The following is a 15,400-nucleotide window of genomic DNA, read 5'->3' as shown; positions in this document are numbered from 1 at the left end:
CTATTGACATTTAAGAGCGTATATTTTTGACTTTTAATCACTATTTTGCAAAAAAATCAGACTTTTTTCATTATTTAAGAGAAATCCCGCAAAAAGAACTTTTCTTTTTTTGCTATTTCTAGTAAAATAATTCATTGAGAGCAAAACTATACGGAGAGGAGAGAGTTTCAATGGCAACAGGTTGGGTAGTATTAATCGCAGTAATCGCTTTATTAGTAGGCGCTGCAGGGGGCTTTTTCCTTGCACGCAAATATATGCAAGATTATTTCAAAAAAAATCCTCCCGTTAATGAGGATATGTTACGCATGATGATGGCATCAATGGGTCAAAAACCGTCAGAGAAAAAGGTTAGACAAATGATGCAACAAATGAAAAACCAAGGAAAATAGTAAAGGTTATTCAGGTAATCATGAATAAGTGTAAAAACGGGCTGATTTTCAGTCCGTTTTTTTGTTGTTTTGCGGGAGAATAGGATAATCTAGGAGGAAAAGAGCGAGACGTTTAATCAAAAACAACAATAACGAAGAAACCTTCTAGCTCGAAAGTAGTCTTCGTAGAACAACAAAGTAAAAGGAGGGACAACTGAATGTCCATATTCAAAAAATTAGGCTGGTTTTTTAAGCAAGAGAAAAAAAGTTATATTATTGGGGTTTTCTCATTAATGATGGTCGCTCTTGTTCAATTAGTCCCGCCCAAAGTTATTGGCGTCGTTGTAGATGAAATCGTTAACAAAGAAATTCGCTTAACGAAAATTATCGTGTGGGTTGCACTCTTGATTGGTGCTGGGCTTGCCCAATATCTTTTTCGCTATATTTGGCGGATGCATATTTGGGGGAGTGCCGCTCGTTTGGAAAAAGAGCTACGGACTCAATTATTTCATCATTTCACAAAAATGGATAGCATCTTTTATCAGAAATATCGGACAGGTGACTTGATGGCGCATGCAACCAATGATTTAAATGCCATCCAAAATGTGGCTGGAGCTGGGATTTTAACGTTTGCCGACTCTGTGATTACGGGAGGAACAACGATTATCGCAATGGTTCTATTTGTTGATTGGCGCTTAACATTAATTGCTTTATTACCGCTGCCTTTATTAGCCGTCACTTCACGAGTTCTAGGTTCTAAGTTGCATGATGCCTTTCGAGATTCACAAGCTGCTTTTTCAGCGATTAATGATAAAACACAAGAAAGTATCACTGGAATTAAAGTCATTAAAACATTTGGGCAAGAAAAAGAAGATCTTGCTGATTTTACAGAGAAAATTGATGATGCTATCGTCAAAAATAAACGAACGAACTTTTTAGATGCACTATTTGATCCGTTTATTACGCTGATTATTGGTGTTTCTTATGTTTTGACAATTATTATTGGTGGTCGTTTCATCATGGAAGGAACGATTAGTTTAGGTCAGTTGGTCTCTTTCATTGCCTATATTGGGATGCTAGTTTGGCCAATGTTTGCGATTGGGCGCTTATTTAATGTGTTAGAACGTGGGAATGCTAGTTACGATCGTGTGAACGAATTATTACATGAAAAAACGCATATTATCGAACGAAAAGATGCCATCAAAACAATGGCGCAAGGGACAATTTCAATGAAGATTGATTCTTTTTCTTATCCAAAAGATGAGACGGTGGCGTTGGAAAATATCCAATTTTCGTTGCAAGAAGGAGAAACCTTGGGGATTGTTGGCAAAACAGGCGCTGGTAAAACCACTATTTTGAAATTGTTGATGCGTGAATATGACCAATACCAAGGAACGATTTCCTTTGGAAAACATAACATTAAAAATTACACATTAGATGCATTGATGGGTGCAATGGGGTACGTGCCACAGGACCATTTTCTCTTTTCCATGACGGTACGAGATAACATTCGTTTTGCTAAACCAGACTTAGAACAAGCAGCAGTTGAACAAGCGGCAGCATTAGCATTTATTAACCAAGAAATTAAAGCATTCCCTGAAGGCTATGACACAATGGTTGGGGAACGTGGCGTTTCGCTTTCTGGAGGACAAAAACAACGGATTTCTATTGCACGGGCCTTGATTGTTGAACCAGAATTGTTAATTTTAGACGATGCCTTATCTGCAGTCGATGCGAAGACTGAAGAGGCGATTTTATCAAATCTAAAAGAAACACGCCAAGAAAAAACCACTATTATTACAGCGCATCGTTTAAGTAGTGTCATGCATGCAAAAGAAATCTTAGTGTTGGATGAAGGGAAAATTATTGAACGGGGGACACATCAGGAGTTACTGGCTCAGAAGGGTTGGTATCAGCGGATGTGGGAAAAACAGCAATTAGAAGCGAAAATTGAAGGGAGTGAGAGTTAATGGAAGAAAGGTATCAATCCGAATGGTCCAGAGAGTTACCGCTGAAAGAACAATTAACGATTGTTCAGCGTTTGTTTCGTTTTGCCAAACCGTTTCGACGCATGTTTTACACAGCTATTCTCTTTGCATTTGGCTTATCAATTATCAATATTCTTTTGCCTAGAGTCATTCAAGTTTTTATGGATAATTATTTAACGCCTAAAACTGCTACAATGCAAGTGATTCTAACCTTTGCTGCTATTTATTTTTTTGGTGTCATTCTCAAAAGTATTGTTTGGTTTTTCCAATGGTATTTGTATTCGATGGCTTCTTTAAAAACGTATCAATATATACGAGTGAAATTATTTGAAAAATTACACACTTTAGGTATGCGTTATTTTGATCAAACACCAGCGGGTTCGACGGTGTCTCGTGTTACAAATGACACAGAAACATTGTTTGAATTCTGGTATGTATTCCTAATGGTGATTACAGGAATTTTTGCCGTAATCTCGTCATTTTTTGCAATGTTTCAACTCAGTCCAGAAATCTCATTTTATTGTCTAATTTTCTTGCCAATTTTATTAGTTGTGATTTGGTATTACCAAAAATTTAGTTCAAAATTATATCGCAGTATGCGGGAAAAATTAAGTCAATTAAACACCAAACTAAATGAATACATCTCTGGTATGCAAATCATTCAACAATTTCGCCAAGAAAAGCGTTTGGAAAAAGAATTTGAGGAAACCAATGATGATTATTTAAAAACACGAGTAGCAATGATTCGTATGAATTCGTTATTATTAAGTCCCATCATTAATTTGTTGTATACGTTGGCGATTGCATTGGCCTTAACTATGTTTGGCATCGATGCTTTACATTCTCCTGTAGAAGCGGGGATGATTTATGCTTTTGTAACGTATGTCCAAGCTTTTTTTAATCCGATGACACAAATGATGGACTTCCTAAGTATCTTTACAGATGGGATTGTCGCAGGTAGTCGTATTTTAAAAATTATGGATACGGAAGAATTAACGCCGCAGCAATCAGTAGGTGCGAATGGGGAAATTATTCGCGGGAAAATTGAATTTCGCAATGTTACTTTTTCTTATGACGGCAAAAACGAAGTATTGAAAAATATTAGCTTTGTCGCAAATCCCGGGGAAACCGTCGCTTTAGTCGGTCATACAGGAAGTGGTAAAAGTTCAATTATTAATGTACTCATGCGTTTCTATGAATTTTATGAAGGGCAGATTTTAATTGATGATCGTGATATTCGTGATTTTCCCATGACAGAATTACGGGAAAAGATGGGCTTAGTATTACAGGACGCTTTCATGTTTTATGGAGATATTGCTGGAAATATCCGTTTACTGAATCCCAATATTACAGATGAGCAAATTAAACAGGCTGCGGAATTTGTTCAGGCAGATAAATTTATTCACACGTTACCCAATACCTATCATGCGAAAGTCATTGAACGAGGAGCGAGTTATTCTAGCGGACAACGTCAATTAATTTCGTTTGCACGAACGATTGTGACTGATCCCAAAATATTAGTTTTAGATGAAGCAACCGCTAATATTGATACAGAAACAGAAGGATTGATTCAAGAAGGATTAGCCAAAATGCGTCAAGGGAGAACGACAATTGCGATTGCGCATCGCCTTTCGACGATTCGTGATGCAAACTTGATTTTAGTTTTAGACAAAGGACAGATTGTAGAACGAGGAACGCACGAAACGTTACTGGCAGAAGGTGGCCTTTATGCGGATATGTATCAGTTACAAAGTACGGAAGTTTAACGTAACAACTGAAAGAGTTAAATAACCCAAACAAAGGCATTTAGTGTTAGGAAATTCCTAATTCTAGGTGTCTTTGTAGCTCTTTAAATTGCAAAAAAGAATAGAAATGGTATGATATGAAGAGAGAAAAACAAACGAGGAAGTTAGGTGGAACTGTGAAGCCAGTTATAGTCAAAAATGTGCGAATAGGTGAAGGGAATCCCAAAATTGTGGTGCCCATTGTTGCTCCAACAGCCGAGGATATTTTGGCCGAAGCAACGGCGAGCCAAACACTAGATTGTGATTTGGTAGAATGGCGTTTAGACTATTATGAAAATGTCGCTGATTTTTCCGATGTATGTAATCTTTCACAACAAGTAATGGAACGGTTGGGGCAAAAACCGTTATTGTTAACTTTTCGTACACAAAAAGAAGGCGGCGAAATGGCTTTTTCTGAGGAAAATTATTTTGCTTTGTATCATGAATTAGTGAAAAAAGGTGCGTTGGATTTATTAGATATTGAATTATTTGCGAATCCGCTGGCGGCAGATACGTTAATTCACGAAGCTAAAAAGGCGGGGATTAAAATTGTTCTCTGTAATCACGACTTTCAGAAAACACCGTCGCAAGAGGAGATTGTCGCGCGGTTACGCCAAATGCAAATGCGTCAGGCGGATATTTGTAAAATAGCTGTGATGCCACAAGATGCGACAGATGTACTTACGTTACTTTCAGCAACCAATGAAATGTACACCCATTATGCATCTGTTCCAATCGTTACTATGTCAATGGGACAGTTAGGGATGATTAGTCGCGTAACAGGTCAACTGTTCGGATCGGCACTAACTTTTGGCTCCGCCCAGCAAGCGTCTGCACCAGGCCAACTATCCGTACAAGTATTAAGAAATTATTTAAAGACATTCGAACAAAACAAGTGATTCAGAAGGTGAAAAAGTGGCAAAGAAAAAAACACAACAAAAAACGAATGCGATGCGCATGGTAGAACAACATAAAGTACCATATAAAGAATATGAATTCGCTTGGAGTGAAGATCATTTAAGTGCAGAAAGTGTCGCTGAAAGTTTAGGTATTGACAAAGGGCGAATTTTAAAAACCTTGGTTACAGTAGGTAATAAAACAGGTCCAGTCGTGGCTGTCATTCCTGGTAATCAAGAATTAGATTTAAAAAAATTAGCGAAAGCTAGTGGTAACAAAAAGGTAGAAATGCTTCACTTAAAAGATTTAGAAGCAACCACAGGCTATATTCGTGGGGGCTGTTCACCAATTGGGATGAAAAAACAATTTCCCACCTATTTGGCTGAAGAAGCTCAACAATATTCTGCAATTATTGTTTCTGCAGGCAAACGTGGCATGCAAATTGAATTAGCGCCTGAAGCAATCCTTTCGCTAACCAATGGGCAATTTGCGGAAATAACGACAAAAGAATAAGTGGCTATAAGAAGAAGTCGAGACAGAACCGTTTATCTGTTTTTAAACGTGGAGCAAAAATCACTAGGAATTTTTGCTCCACGTGTTTAACTATCAAATTAATAAAGGAAAAGCATTAAGTAAACAGTGCTACTTTTTATTGGGATAAAATTTTTGTAATGCTTGCCGTGCGAGCATATCGGCCGCTTTGTTTTGACTTTCAGGTAGCCATTTGATTAAGAGCAAAGGGAAATTCTTTTCTAGTTGTTGATATTCTGCTAAATAAGGCTGGTACTTTTCATTTTTAGCATAGTTTTTTTCAATTGTTTGGACAACAATTTTACTATCTGAGTGGAGAAGAACGGTTTGTTGATTGTCTTCATTGGCAATCGCTTGTTTTAAAGCTTCAATCAGCACTTTAAATTCGGCTTCGTGATTACTAACAATGCCTAAAGGCACATGCAATTGTTGCCGCGATTGGTCGGTGAGGTAAACGATACCGCCGCCAGATTCACCTGGATTGCCTTTTGTTGCAGCATCTACATAAATTCTTAACATAAAATTACTCCTAATTTCTTTTTGTTCTTAAAAAAAGTATGTTACTATTATAACATATTTAAATTTAGCGGCGTTGATCCAGAAGTAGTGAGGGTACTTTATGAAAAAACAGAAATTTTATTGGCAGCCAGAATTAGCATCAACAATTATTTACTGGTCTTGCACATTTTGTATATTATTTATTAGTTTAATTTTAGCATTGGAAAATAATGGTCCTTACTTGATTAGTAATCTGGTGATGGTTCCATTTTTTGTGTTTGCGTATCTAGGAATTGCGCGGTCTTTTAACATGACAGAAACATCTTTAATTGTCAGAGATGTTTTATGGTTTCGCAAAAAAGCACTTCCGCTTTCTCAGATAGAAAAAGTAACCTACAATGAAAAAAGCATCGAAATTTTTTCCTCAGAATTTAAGGAAGGTTCAAAAGTCTTTTTAATGAAAAAGAAAACGATTCCGTTATTTCTTGAGGCACTTAAGGTAAAAAAGCCTGAATTGAAGGTAGCAGAAGATCATTCTTTGGGCCTTCATAAAAAAGAAGAAAAAAACAAGAGTGAGTCATAAGTCGAAACGACTGGTGACCCACTCTCAAAATCTTAAAATAATCAGCTGAAACAAACGCTACGTTTACTTACTTTTTGGAGCTAAGCGCTGTTGGTTCAGCTTTTTTAGTTATCTATTTTTTTGACATGTGCTGCTTGTAGCCCACGATTGCCTTCCATTATCTCGAACTCTACAGATTGATTCTCATCAAGTGATTTGAATCCGTCACCTTCTATAGCAGTGAAGTGGACAAAAATCTCATCTTCTTCGTTGTAAACGATAAAACCATAACCTTTTCTGTTATCGAACCATTTGACAATTCCTTTTTGCATCCAATTCACGCTCCTTTTAGATTTGTAAAGACACTTTCATTATACGAGAAAAGGCTACCAAACGTCAATGGTTGGGTTGTTTAAAAAAGGTTATTCTAGCCATTCTATTCAATACAAGCTATAATTTAAAAGAAACAATGTGTCACAAAGACGATAAAGAATTGAAAAGGGGTCCGTTATGAAGACAGATATTAACATTGCACAAGCAGCAACATTAAAACCTATTCAAGAGATTGCCGAAACAATCGGTCTTTCAGAAGATTCGCTAGAACTTTATGGGAAATACAAAGCGAAAATAGATTTTCCAACGCTTCAATCCTTAGAAGCGAAACCAGAAGGTAAATTAATCCTCGTTACGTCGATTAATCCAACGCCAGCAGGAGAAGGAAAGTCAACCGTGACCATTGGTTTAGGAGATGCATTAAATCAAATCAATAAAAAAACCGTTATTGCCCTAAGAGAACCATCATTAGGTCCTGTGATGGGGATTAAAGGTGGCGCAACAGGTGGCGGTTACGCACAAGTATTACCAATGGAAGAAATCAATTTGCATTTTACTGGTGATATGCATGCGATTACGACAGCCAATAATGCCTTAGCTGCGTTACTAGATAATCATTTACAGCAAGGAAATGAATTAAAGATTGATTCTCGACGGGTGATTTGGAAACGGGCAGTGGATCTAAATGATCGTGCGCTCAGACAGGTCGTTGTTGGTTTAGGCGGTCCTTTCCAAGGTGTACCAAGAGAAGACGGTTTCGATATTACTGTGGCGAGCGAAATTATGGCGATTCTTTGTTTAGCGCAAAATTTAACGGACTTAAAAGAACGCTTAAGTCGGATTATTGTCGCCTATAATGACCAAAGAGAGCCGGTGACGGTTAAAGATTTAAACGTGGCAGGTGCCCTGACTTTATTATTAAAAGACGCCTTAAAACCTAATTTAGTTCAAACGATTGAAGGAACTCCAGCTTTTGTTCACGGTGGTCCTTTTGCCAATATCGCTCATGGATGTAACAGTATTTTAGCGACAAAAACGGCTTTGCATCTAGGTGATTATGTTGTAACAGAAGCGGGTTTTGGTGGTGACTTAGGTGGCGAAAAATTTTTAGATATTAAAGTACCTTCTTTAGGAAAAGCACCCGATGCCGTTGTGATTGTGGCAACGATTCGCGCGTTGAAAATGCATGGCGGTTTGGCGAAAGATCAGTTAGCAGAAGAAAATTTACCAGCGTTACAAAAAGGCTTTGCCAACTTAGAAAAACATATTCAAAACATGCAACGTTATGATATACCAGTAGTTGTTGCAATTAATGAATTTACACAGGATACAGAGAAGGAAATTCAACTGTTGAAAGAAGCTTGCCAAGCGTTAGGCGTGCCCGTCGAGTTAACAAGTGTTTGGGCGCAAGGTGGCGCAGGTGGCACGAATCTAGCGAAAACAGTGGTAGCAGAGATTGAAGCCAATACAAAACAGTTTCAACCTTTATATAATCCTCGCCAAACTATTGAAGAAAAAATTCAAGCCATTGTACAAACGATTTACGGCGGGGAACAGGCGATTTTTTCTCCGAAAGCGCAAAAACAAATCGCAGATTTTACAAAAAATGGTTGGGATCAATTACCAATTTGCATGGCGAAGACACAGTATTCACTTTCTGACGATCCTCAAAAATTAGGACGGCCAGAAGGATTTACGATTACGATTCGTGAGCTAGTTCCAAAAATCGGTGCGGGGTTTATCGTGGCGTTAACGGGTGACATTTTAACGATGCCTGGCTTGCCGAAGGTCCCTGCTGCGTTAAATATGGATGTGGACGAAACGGGTCAAGCGAGCGGTCTCTTTTAAAGCCGCTCTTTCCTGAGACCTATTTTTAGTATATACTTGAAAGTAGCTCAATAAAAAATAATGACGGAAATTTATTGCGTAGTTTATTATAAGGAGCAACGACTATGGGGGAACGAGCAGATACATTTTTAGCACACTTTAATCGCATTGAAAAGTGGATGAGAGAGAGACTGAACAATCCTGTCAATATGGGATTCAGTGAAATGACAAGACGTCTTTCCCGAAAAGAAAAAGGACAGATTGCTCAATTTGAAGAGGATTTGCTTCAAATGGCTCAGTTAAGAAATGCCATCGTTCATGAGCGAATTGCTGATGATTTTGTAATTGCAGAGCCAAACGAATGGGCAGTTCAACGAATTGAAACGATTGAACAAGCTTTAACAAAACCAGAAAAAGTAGTGCCTAAATTTGCGAAACGTGTTACAGCTTTTGAAATCACCACTTCTTTAGAAACGTTATTAACGATTATTGCAAAAAAACAATATTCTCAATTTCCGATTTATGAAAAAGGTGTATTTAAAGGATTAATCACGGTTCGAGGGATTGGTGTATGGTTTGCCATTGAGAGCACCAAAGGAGAAGTTCACATTGCCAACCGAACGGTGCGAGAATTGTTGGCATCAAATTATAAACGCAGCAACTATCAATTTGTTTCAATTGAAGCAACCGTTTTTGAAGTTGAACAAATGTTTCGGGAGCAGCCACGCTTAGAAGCTGTGCTTATTAGTAAAAGTGGCCATCCTAATGGTGAGTTAGTAGGCATTGTTCGACCAAGAGATTTAGCAAGTATTCATAGAGAAAAGGAATGACGCGATTGTTAGTAGTATATTTTTTAATCAGTGCCTTATTAGTAGGGCTTGACCAATGGAGCAAATATTTGACGGTCCAAAACATTTCTTTGGGTGAAACAAAAGAATTCATTCCTGGATTTTTGTCGCTGACCCATTTAAGAAATACCGGAGCCGCTTGGAGCTTATTAGAAGGAAAGATGATATTCTTTTATGTCATCACAGTAATTGTTAGTGTCGTGATTATTTATTTATTAATTAAGAATTATAAAAAAAGTATCTGGTATTCTGTAGGTTTATCTTTTGTCTTAGCAGGTGCCATTGGGAATTTTATTGATCGTGTACGTTTAGGCTACGTGGTGGACATGCTCCAAACGGATTTTATGAATTTTCCTATTTTTAATGTTGCAGATAGTACGTTAGTGGTCGGCGTTATTTGTATATTTATTTATTTGATTTTAGATGAAAAAGCAGCAAAGGAAGGCAAAAATGGAACAAATTAACGTAACGATTCAAACAGAAAAAGGCCGGATTGATAAAGTATTAAGTGAACATTTACCCAATCATTCCCGCTCGCAAATTCAACAATGGTTAAAAGAAAAACACGTAACAGTTAATGGTGAAACGGTCCGCGCAAATTACAAAGTTACAGCAGGCGATGAAATTGTTGTAACAATTCCTGAACCAGAAGTTCTAGATATGGTAGCAGAGGATATTCCTTTGACCATTGTTTATGAAGACAATGATGTGATTGTTGTCAATAAACCTCAAGGCATGGTTGTTCATCCTTCGGCAGGGCATCCCAATGGTACATTAGTGAACGCGTTACTTCATCATGCGGATCACTTATCGGCGATTAATGATGTGGTGCGACCGGGAATTGTTCATCGAATTGATAAAGATACTTCGGGGCTATTGATGGTGGCTAAAAATGATCAAGCCCATGAATCATTAGCGAAACAGCTAAAAGAAAAAACATCATTACGTAAATACGTTGCCTTGGTCCACGGTGTTATTCCTCACGATAAGGGAGAGATAAATGCGCCTATTGGTCGTTCCAAGGTTGACCGCAAAATGCAAGCGGTCATTGAAGGCGGTAAAGAAGCAGTCACGCATTTTACTGTTTTAGAGCGTTTTGATGCATTTACCTTAGTTGAATTACAACTAGAAACAGGCCGGACACATCAAATCCGTGTTCACATGAAATATATCGGTTATCCATTAGCTGGAGATCCATTATATGGACCGAAAAAAACGTTGCCTGGCAATGGACAATTTTTACATGCGAAGTTATTAGGCTTTACACATCCTACTACAGGTGAACAATTAGTCTTTGAAGCGCCTTTACCAGAAGTTTTTGAAAAAACTTTACACCAATTAAGAAATAATCATTGATTTTTTTCTGAAGAAGAGGTAAACTCTTTTTTAAGAAGAAAAATAACTAAATAACTGTAACCTTTAAGTTTAGTCCCGTGAGGCTAAGAAGGAATCATGCAAAAGAACACTAGGTGCGCTTAGTTAGTAAGTTGTGTGGGCTACATGGTACCCTTGTACCTTTTTAAACTGTAACCAACATCCTCCTATCCTCATACGGGTAGGAGGATTTTTTGTTGGAAAAAATAACAGGACAATTTCAATAAAAACCCACTTATTTTTCAGCTGCTCAATTGAAGGAAGAATCGCTGACCCCAAGACAGCGAGGACGTAGATAAAAAAGAATGAGGAGGAAATTATTATGTCAAAGAAAGAAGTTGTTGACGCAGTCACAATGAAACGAGCGCTTACTCGAATCTCGTATGAAATTATTGAAAGAAACAAAGGAATTCAAGACATTGTTTTAGTAGGAATTAAAACGCGTGGGATATACATTGCACAACGTCTAGCCGAACGCTTAAAACAATTAGAAGATATTGACGTGCCAGTTGGTGAATTAGATATTACTTTGTATCGTGATGATGTGAAAGATATGGAGGAACCTGAATTACATTCTTCTGACGTACCAGTCTCAATTGAAGGTAAAGAAGTTATTTTAGTGGATGATGTCTTGTACACGGGCCGGACCATTCGTGCTGCGATGGACGCTGTTATGGATTTAGGTCGTCCGAGAAAAATCTCTTTAGCAGTCTTAGTAGATCGTGGGCATCGGGAACTACCGATTCGTGCCGATTATGTAGGAAAAAATATTCCAACATCAAAAACTGAGGAAATTATTGTGGAAATGGAAGAGCGTGACGGCGCAGATCGTATTATGATCAGTAAAGGAAACGAATAAAAAGGAGTGAACAACGTTGTCAGAAAAAGAATTTCGAAATGAGGATGCAGTCTTAGATATTAAAGACAGACCGCAAGCTTTTCACTGGGTTGGCCTAAGTTTACAACATTTATTTACGATGTTTGGCGCAACGGTTTTAGTACCAATCTTAGTGGGAATTGACCCAGGGATTGCGTTAGTCAGTTCAGGATTAGGAACAATGGTCTATCTGATTACTACAAAAGGAAAAATCCCCGCTTATCTTGGCAGTAGCTTTGCTTTTATTGCAGCGATGCAGATGTTAATGAAGAGTGATGGTTATCCAGCCATTGCCCAAGGTGCTATGACAACCGGCTTGGTATACCTAATCGTTTCATTAATCATTAAAAAAATTGGTTCCGACTGGTTGGATAAAATTTTACCGCCTATCGTTGTAGGACCTGTCGTGATGGTTATCGGTTTAGGCTTGGCAGCTAATGCCGCAAATAACGCAATGTATAACAACAACGTTTATGATTTTAAATATATTGCCGTAGCCTTAATTACTTTAGGTTTAACCATTTTTTACAACATGTTTTTCAAAGGCTTCCTAGGATTAATTCCAATTCTTTTAGGAATTGTCAGTGGGTACCTAGTCGCTTTAGCTTTCGGAATTATTGACTTAACCCCTATTAAAGAAGCTGCTTGGTTTGCTTTACCGAATTTTGAAGTACCTTTTGTTCAATATGAACCGAAATTGTATTTAAATGCCATTACAACAATGGCACCAATTGCCTTTGTAACAATGACAGAACATATTGGTCATTTAATGGTCTTGAATAAATTAACCAAGCGCAACTTTTTCCAAGACCCAGGCTTATCTAAAACTTTAATGGGAGATGGCTTAGCGCAAATTGTAGCAGGTTTTGTTGGTGGACCGCCAGTTACAAGTTATGGTGAAAATATCGGCGTGTTGGCAATTACAAGAGTACACAGTGTCTTCGTGATTGGTGGAGCCGCGGTGTTCGCTGTAGCTTTAGGCTTTGTTGGAAAATTAAGTGCCTTGATTCTAAGTATCCCAGGACCAGTTATTTCAGGAATTAGTTTCGTCTTGTTCGGTGTGATTGCCGCAAGTGGTTTGAAAATCTTAATCGATAATAAGATTAATTTTGATAAGAAAAAGAATTTATTGATTGCTTCAGTAATTTTAGTCATCGGCATTGGTGGCTTAGTCTTCAAAGTAGGAACTTTTGAATTGTCTTCAATGGCATTAGCAACTGTCTTAGGAATTGTTTTGAATTTAATTTTACCGGAAAACGCACGTAGCGAAGAACAGTAGGAGGACTGGACGAATGATTATTACATCTGAACGAATTAGTTTAAAACATCTTTTAACTGCTGAGGCTTTAACCGACCGTGAAGTCATGGGGTTAATCCGTCGCGCAGGAGAATTTAAACAGGGAGCAAAATGGCACCCAGAAGAACGTCAATATTTTGCAACAAACTTGTTTTTTGAAAATAGTACTCGAACACATAAAAGTTTTGAGGTAGCTGAGAAAAAATTAGGCTTAGAAGTGATTGAGTTTGAAGCAAGTAGAAGTTCTGTTCAAAAAGGAGAAACGTTATACGACACAGTACTAACGATGTCGGCAATTGGTGTAGATGTAGCAGTCATTCGTCATGGTAAAGAAAATTATTACGATGAATTGATTCAAAGTAAAACGATTCAATGTTCTATTATTAACGGTGGGGACGGGAGTGGACAACACCCTACACAATGTTTATTGGATCTGATGACTATTTATGAAGAATTTGGTGGATTTGAAGGCTTGAAAGTGGCGATTGTGGGAGATATTACACATTCTCGCGTTGCTAAATCAAATATGCAGTTATTAAACCGTTTAGGCGCTGAAATTTATTTTTCAGGTCCAGAAGAGTGGTACGATCATCAGTTTGATGTCTATGGACAATATGTGCCACTAGATGAAATTGTTGAAAAAGTCGATGTGATGATGTTGCTTCGCGTGCAGCACGAACGTCATGATGGTAAGGAAAGTTTTTCAAAAGAAGGCTATCATTTGGAATATGGTTTAACCAACGAACGGGCAACTCGTTTACAGAAACACGCAATTATTATGCATCCAGCGCCAGTCAATCGGGATGTTGAACTGGCAGATGAATTAGTGGAAAGTCTGCAATCAAGAATCGTCGCGCAAATGAGTAATGGAGTCTTTATGCGCATGGCAATTTTAGAAGCAATTTTACATGGAAAGGCCTAGGTGGAGAAATGAAGACGTTAATTAAGAATGGAAAAATCATCAAAAAAGAGAATCAATTGATTGAGGCAGCACTTTGGCTAGAAAATGGTGTGATTCACGCAATCGGAGAATCGTTTGACGAAGCAGATTTTGAGCAAGTGTTTGATGCGAACGGGCAACTAATCACGCCAGGCTTGGTGGATGTGCATGTTCACTTTAGAGAACCAGGCTTTACGTATAAAGAAACGATTAAAACGGGTAGTAAAGCTGCTGCTCGCGGTGGTTTTACTACGGTTTGCGCAATGCCCAATTTGAATCCAGTACCAGATACGGCTGAAAAATTAAGTGAGGTTTACGACTTAATTCAAAAAGATGCAGTCGTGAAAGTTTTACAATATGCCCCCATTACAGAAGAGCTACGGAGTGAAGTTTTAACCAATCAGAAGGCCTTAAAAGAAGCGGGCGCCTTTGCATTTACGAATGATGGTGTTGGTGTCCAAACGGCAGGAACGATGTACTTAGCCATGAAAGAAGCGGCTGCATTAAATATGGCACTTGTTGCGCACACGGAAGATGAATCTTTATTATTTGGTGGTGTGATGCATGAAGGAGAAGTTTCTAAGAAATTAGGCCTACCAGGGATTTTAAGTGCAACGGAAGCTTCGCAAATTGCTCGGGATATTACTTTAGCAAAAGAAACAGGCGTTCATTATCATGTTTGTCATGTTTCAACAGAAGAAAGCGTGCGCGTTATTCGAGATGCTAAAAAAGCAGGGATTCACGTAACAGCCGAAGTTTCGCCACACCATTTAATTTTAGTCGATGAGGATATTCCTGGTGACGAAGGGTTTTGGAAAATGAACCCGCCATTACGTGGTTTAGCAGATCGACAAGCATTGATTGACGGCTTGTTAGATGGCACGATTGACTGTATTGCTACCGACCATGCGCCCCATGGTTTAGAAGAAAAGCAACAATCATTTTTAAACGCACCTTTTGGCATTGTCGGTAGTGAAACGGCCTTCCAATTGATTTATACGAACTTTGTCGAAACAGGCATTTTCACATTAGAACAAGTGATTGATTGGATGGCAGTGAAACCGGCAGAAATTTTTGGATTAAACGCAGGAACACTAACAATTGGTGCACCAGCAGATATTGCAGTTTTTGACTTAGCAACAGCTGCACCAATTGATGCAGAAGCATTTGAATCAATGGCTGTCAATACACCATTTACAGGGTGGACAGTCAAAGGAAAGACACTTATGACATTTGTTGACGGAGCATTAGCTTGGTCGGAGGAGGCGCAGTAGGT

Annotated in this window: 16 protein-coding genes; 14 read left to right on the top strand and 2 right to left on the bottom strand. The window is 38.3% G+C overall.

The window, feature by feature from the left end; translation table 11 throughout:
- The first annotated feature begins 170 nt into the window (after positions 1 to 170).
- The 5 genes from IGJ24_RS07050 to ybaK all read left to right on the top strand — a co-directional run bounded on the left by IGJ24_RS07050 (position 171) and on the right by ybaK (position 5,550).
- Positions 171 to 389 carry a YneF family protein gene (locus IGJ24_RS07050; protein WP_002357397.1) on the top strand — a complete coding sequence of 73 codons (219 nt, stop codon included), beginning with the start codon at positions 171 to 173 and terminating at the stop codon, positions 387 to 389.
- A 197-nt stretch (positions 390 to 586) separates the two neighbouring features.
- Positions 587 to 2,338: an ABC transporter ATP-binding protein gene (locus IGJ24_RS07045; RefSeq protein WP_289865852.1), complete on the top strand. Its 1,752-nt coding sequence runs from the start codon at positions 587 to 589 to the stop codon at positions 2,336 to 2,338.
- On the top strand, positions 2,338 to 4,122 hold the full coding sequence (locus IGJ24_RS07040) for an ABC transporter ATP-binding protein (protein ID WP_289865853.1): 1,785 nt from the start codon (positions 2,338 to 2,340) through the stop codon (positions 4,120 to 4,122). Before IGJ24_RS07045 ends, IGJ24_RS07040 begins: the two co-directional genes overlap by 1 nt.
- A 155-nt stretch (positions 4,123 to 4,277) precedes the next feature.
- Positions 4,278 to 5,039, top strand: a complete 762-nt coding sequence (gene aroD, locus IGJ24_RS07035) for a type I 3-dehydroquinate dehydratase (protein WP_002357400.1) — start codon at positions 4,278 to 4,280, stop codon at positions 5,037 to 5,039.
- A 16-nt stretch (positions 5,040 to 5,055) separates the two neighbouring features.
- Positions 5,056 to 5,550 (top strand): Cys-tRNA(Pro) deacylase, encoded by a 495-nt coding sequence (gene ybaK, locus IGJ24_RS07030; RefSeq protein ID WP_435367076.1) that lies wholly within the window; start codon positions 5,056 to 5,058, stop codon positions 5,548 to 5,550.
- A gap of 129 nt (positions 5,551 to 5,679) precedes the next feature.
- Here the strand turns inward: ybaK and IGJ24_RS07025 are convergent, their stop codons facing one another.
- Positions 5,680 to 6,087 carry a ribonuclease HI family protein gene (locus tag IGJ24_RS07025; RefSeq protein ID WP_002357402.1) on the bottom strand — a complete coding sequence of 136 codons (408 nt, stop codon included), beginning with the start codon at positions 6,085 to 6,087 and terminating at the stop codon, positions 5,680 to 5,682.
- Between the two features lie 100 nt (positions 6,088 to 6,187).
- Between IGJ24_RS07025 and IGJ24_RS07020 the strand changes: the two genes are divergently transcribed.
- Complete coding sequence (locus IGJ24_RS07020; RefSeq protein ID WP_002357403.1) at positions 6,188 to 6,649, top strand: EbsA family protein; 462 nt, start codon at positions 6,188 to 6,190, stop codon at positions 6,647 to 6,649.
- 104 nt (positions 6,650 to 6,753) lie between these two features.
- On the opposite strand, the gene IGJ24_RS07015 is transcribed toward IGJ24_RS07020, so the two are convergent.
- Positions 6,754 to 6,960 carry a cold-shock protein gene (locus IGJ24_RS07015; RefSeq protein WP_002357404.1) on the bottom strand — a complete coding sequence of 69 codons (207 nt, stop codon included), beginning with the start codon at positions 6,958 to 6,960 and terminating at the stop codon, positions 6,754 to 6,756.
- A gap of 178 nt (positions 6,961 to 7,138) precedes the next feature.
- Between IGJ24_RS07015 and IGJ24_RS07010 the strand changes: the two genes are divergently transcribed.
- The 8 genes from IGJ24_RS07010 (at position 7,139) to IGJ24_RS06975 (ending at position 15,398) form a co-directional block, all read left to right on the top strand.
- Positions 7,139 to 8,809 (top strand): formate--tetrahydrofolate ligase, encoded by a 1,671-nt coding sequence (locus IGJ24_RS07010; RefSeq protein ID WP_024041787.1) that lies wholly within the window; start codon positions 7,139 to 7,141, stop codon positions 8,807 to 8,809.
- Between the two features lie 104 nt (positions 8,810 to 8,913).
- On the top strand, positions 8,914 to 9,618 hold the full coding sequence (locus tag IGJ24_RS07005; RefSeq protein ID WP_002360173.1) for a CBS domain-containing protein: 705 nt from the start codon (positions 8,914 to 8,916) through the stop codon (positions 9,616 to 9,618).
- Positions 9,619 to 9,623: 5 nt separating this feature from the next.
- Positions 9,624 to 10,100: a signal peptidase II gene (gene lspA, locus IGJ24_RS07000; RefSeq protein ID WP_002360174.1), complete on the top strand. Its 477-nt coding sequence runs from the start codon at positions 9,624 to 9,626 to the stop codon at positions 10,098 to 10,100.
- Positions 10,087 to 10,992 carry an RluA family pseudouridine synthase gene (locus IGJ24_RS06995; RefSeq protein WP_002371061.1) on the top strand — a complete coding sequence of 302 codons (906 nt, stop codon included), beginning with the start codon at positions 10,087 to 10,089 and terminating at the stop codon, positions 10,990 to 10,992. The genes lspA and IGJ24_RS06995 overlap by 14 nt, the downstream gene beginning before the upstream one ends.
- 334 nt (positions 10,993 to 11,326) lie before the next feature.
- On the top strand, positions 11,327 to 11,869 hold the full coding sequence (gene pyrR / locus IGJ24_RS06990) for a bifunctional pyr operon transcriptional regulator/uracil phosphoribosyltransferase PyrR (RefSeq protein ID WP_373419613.1): 543 nt from the start codon (positions 11,327 to 11,329) through the stop codon (positions 11,867 to 11,869).
- A 16-nt stretch (positions 11,870 to 11,885) separates the two neighbouring features.
- Positions 11,886 to 13,166 (top strand): solute carrier family 23 protein, encoded by a 1,281-nt coding sequence (locus IGJ24_RS06985; protein ID WP_002357410.1) that lies wholly within the window; start codon positions 11,886 to 11,888, stop codon positions 13,164 to 13,166.
- A 13-nt stretch (positions 13,167 to 13,179) separates the two neighbouring features.
- Positions 13,180 to 14,106, top strand: coding sequence for an aspartate carbamoyltransferase catalytic subunit (locus tag IGJ24_RS06980; RefSeq protein ID WP_002357411.1), 927 nt, complete (start codon positions 13,180 to 13,182; stop codon positions 14,104 to 14,106).
- An 8-nt stretch (positions 14,107 to 14,114) separates the two neighbouring features.
- Positions 14,115 to 15,398: a dihydroorotase gene (locus IGJ24_RS06975; RefSeq protein WP_002357412.1), complete on the top strand. Its 1,284-nt coding sequence runs from the start codon at positions 14,115 to 14,117 to the stop codon at positions 15,396 to 15,398.
- Positions 15,399 to 15,400: the final 2 nt, after the last annotated feature.

It is taken from the genome of Enterococcus sp. DIV0546 (genome assembly GCF_051712785.1).
Lineage (GTDB): Bacteria > Bacillota > Bacilli > Lactobacillales > Enterococcaceae > Enterococcus > Enterococcus faecalis.
The sequence above is the reverse complement of the archived record's forward strand: the minus strand, read 5'-3'. Positions and strand labels throughout refer to the sequence as shown.

Excerpts from the sequence above, each read along its gene's own strand:
- IGJ24_RS07050 (WP_002357397.1), top strand. The coding sequence starts at position 171 with ATGGCAACAGGTTGGGTAGTATTAATCGCAGTAATCGCTTTATTAGTA.
- IGJ24_RS07045 (WP_289865852.1), top strand. The coding sequence starts at position 587 with ATGTCCATATTCAAAAAATTAGGCTGGTTTTTTAAGCAAGAGAAAAAA.
- IGJ24_RS07040 (WP_289865853.1), top strand. The coding sequence starts at position 2,338 with ATGGAAGAAAGGTATCAATCCGAATGGTCCAGAGAGTTACCGCTGAAA.
- IGJ24_RS07025 (WP_002357402.1), bottom strand. The coding sequence starts at position 6,087 with ATGTTAAGAATTTATGTAGATGCTGCAACAAAAGGCAATCCAGGTGAA.
- IGJ24_RS07020 (WP_002357403.1), top strand. The coding sequence starts at position 6,188 with ATGAAAAAACAGAAATTTTATTGGCAGCCAGAATTAGCATCAACAATT.
- IGJ24_RS07015 (WP_002357404.1), bottom strand. The coding sequence starts at position 6,960 with ATGCAAAAAGGAATTGTCAAATGGTTCGATAACAGAAAAGGTTATGGT.
- IGJ24_RS07010 (WP_024041787.1), top strand. The coding sequence starts at position 7,139 with ATGAAGACAGATATTAACATTGCACAAGCAGCAACATTAAAACCTATT.
- IGJ24_RS07005 (WP_002360173.1), top strand. The coding sequence starts at position 8,914 with ATGGGGGAACGAGCAGATACATTTTTAGCACACTTTAATCGCATTGAA.
- IGJ24_RS06995 (WP_002371061.1), top strand. The coding sequence starts at position 10,087 with ATGGAACAAATTAACGTAACGATTCAAACAGAAAAAGGCCGGATTGAT.
- IGJ24_RS06980 (WP_002357411.1), top strand. The coding sequence starts at position 13,180 with ATGATTATTACATCTGAACGAATTAGTTTAAAACATCTTTTAACTGCT.
- IGJ24_RS06975 (WP_002357412.1), top strand. The coding sequence starts at position 14,115 with ATGAAGACGTTAATTAAGAATGGAAAAATCATCAAAAAAGAGAATCAA.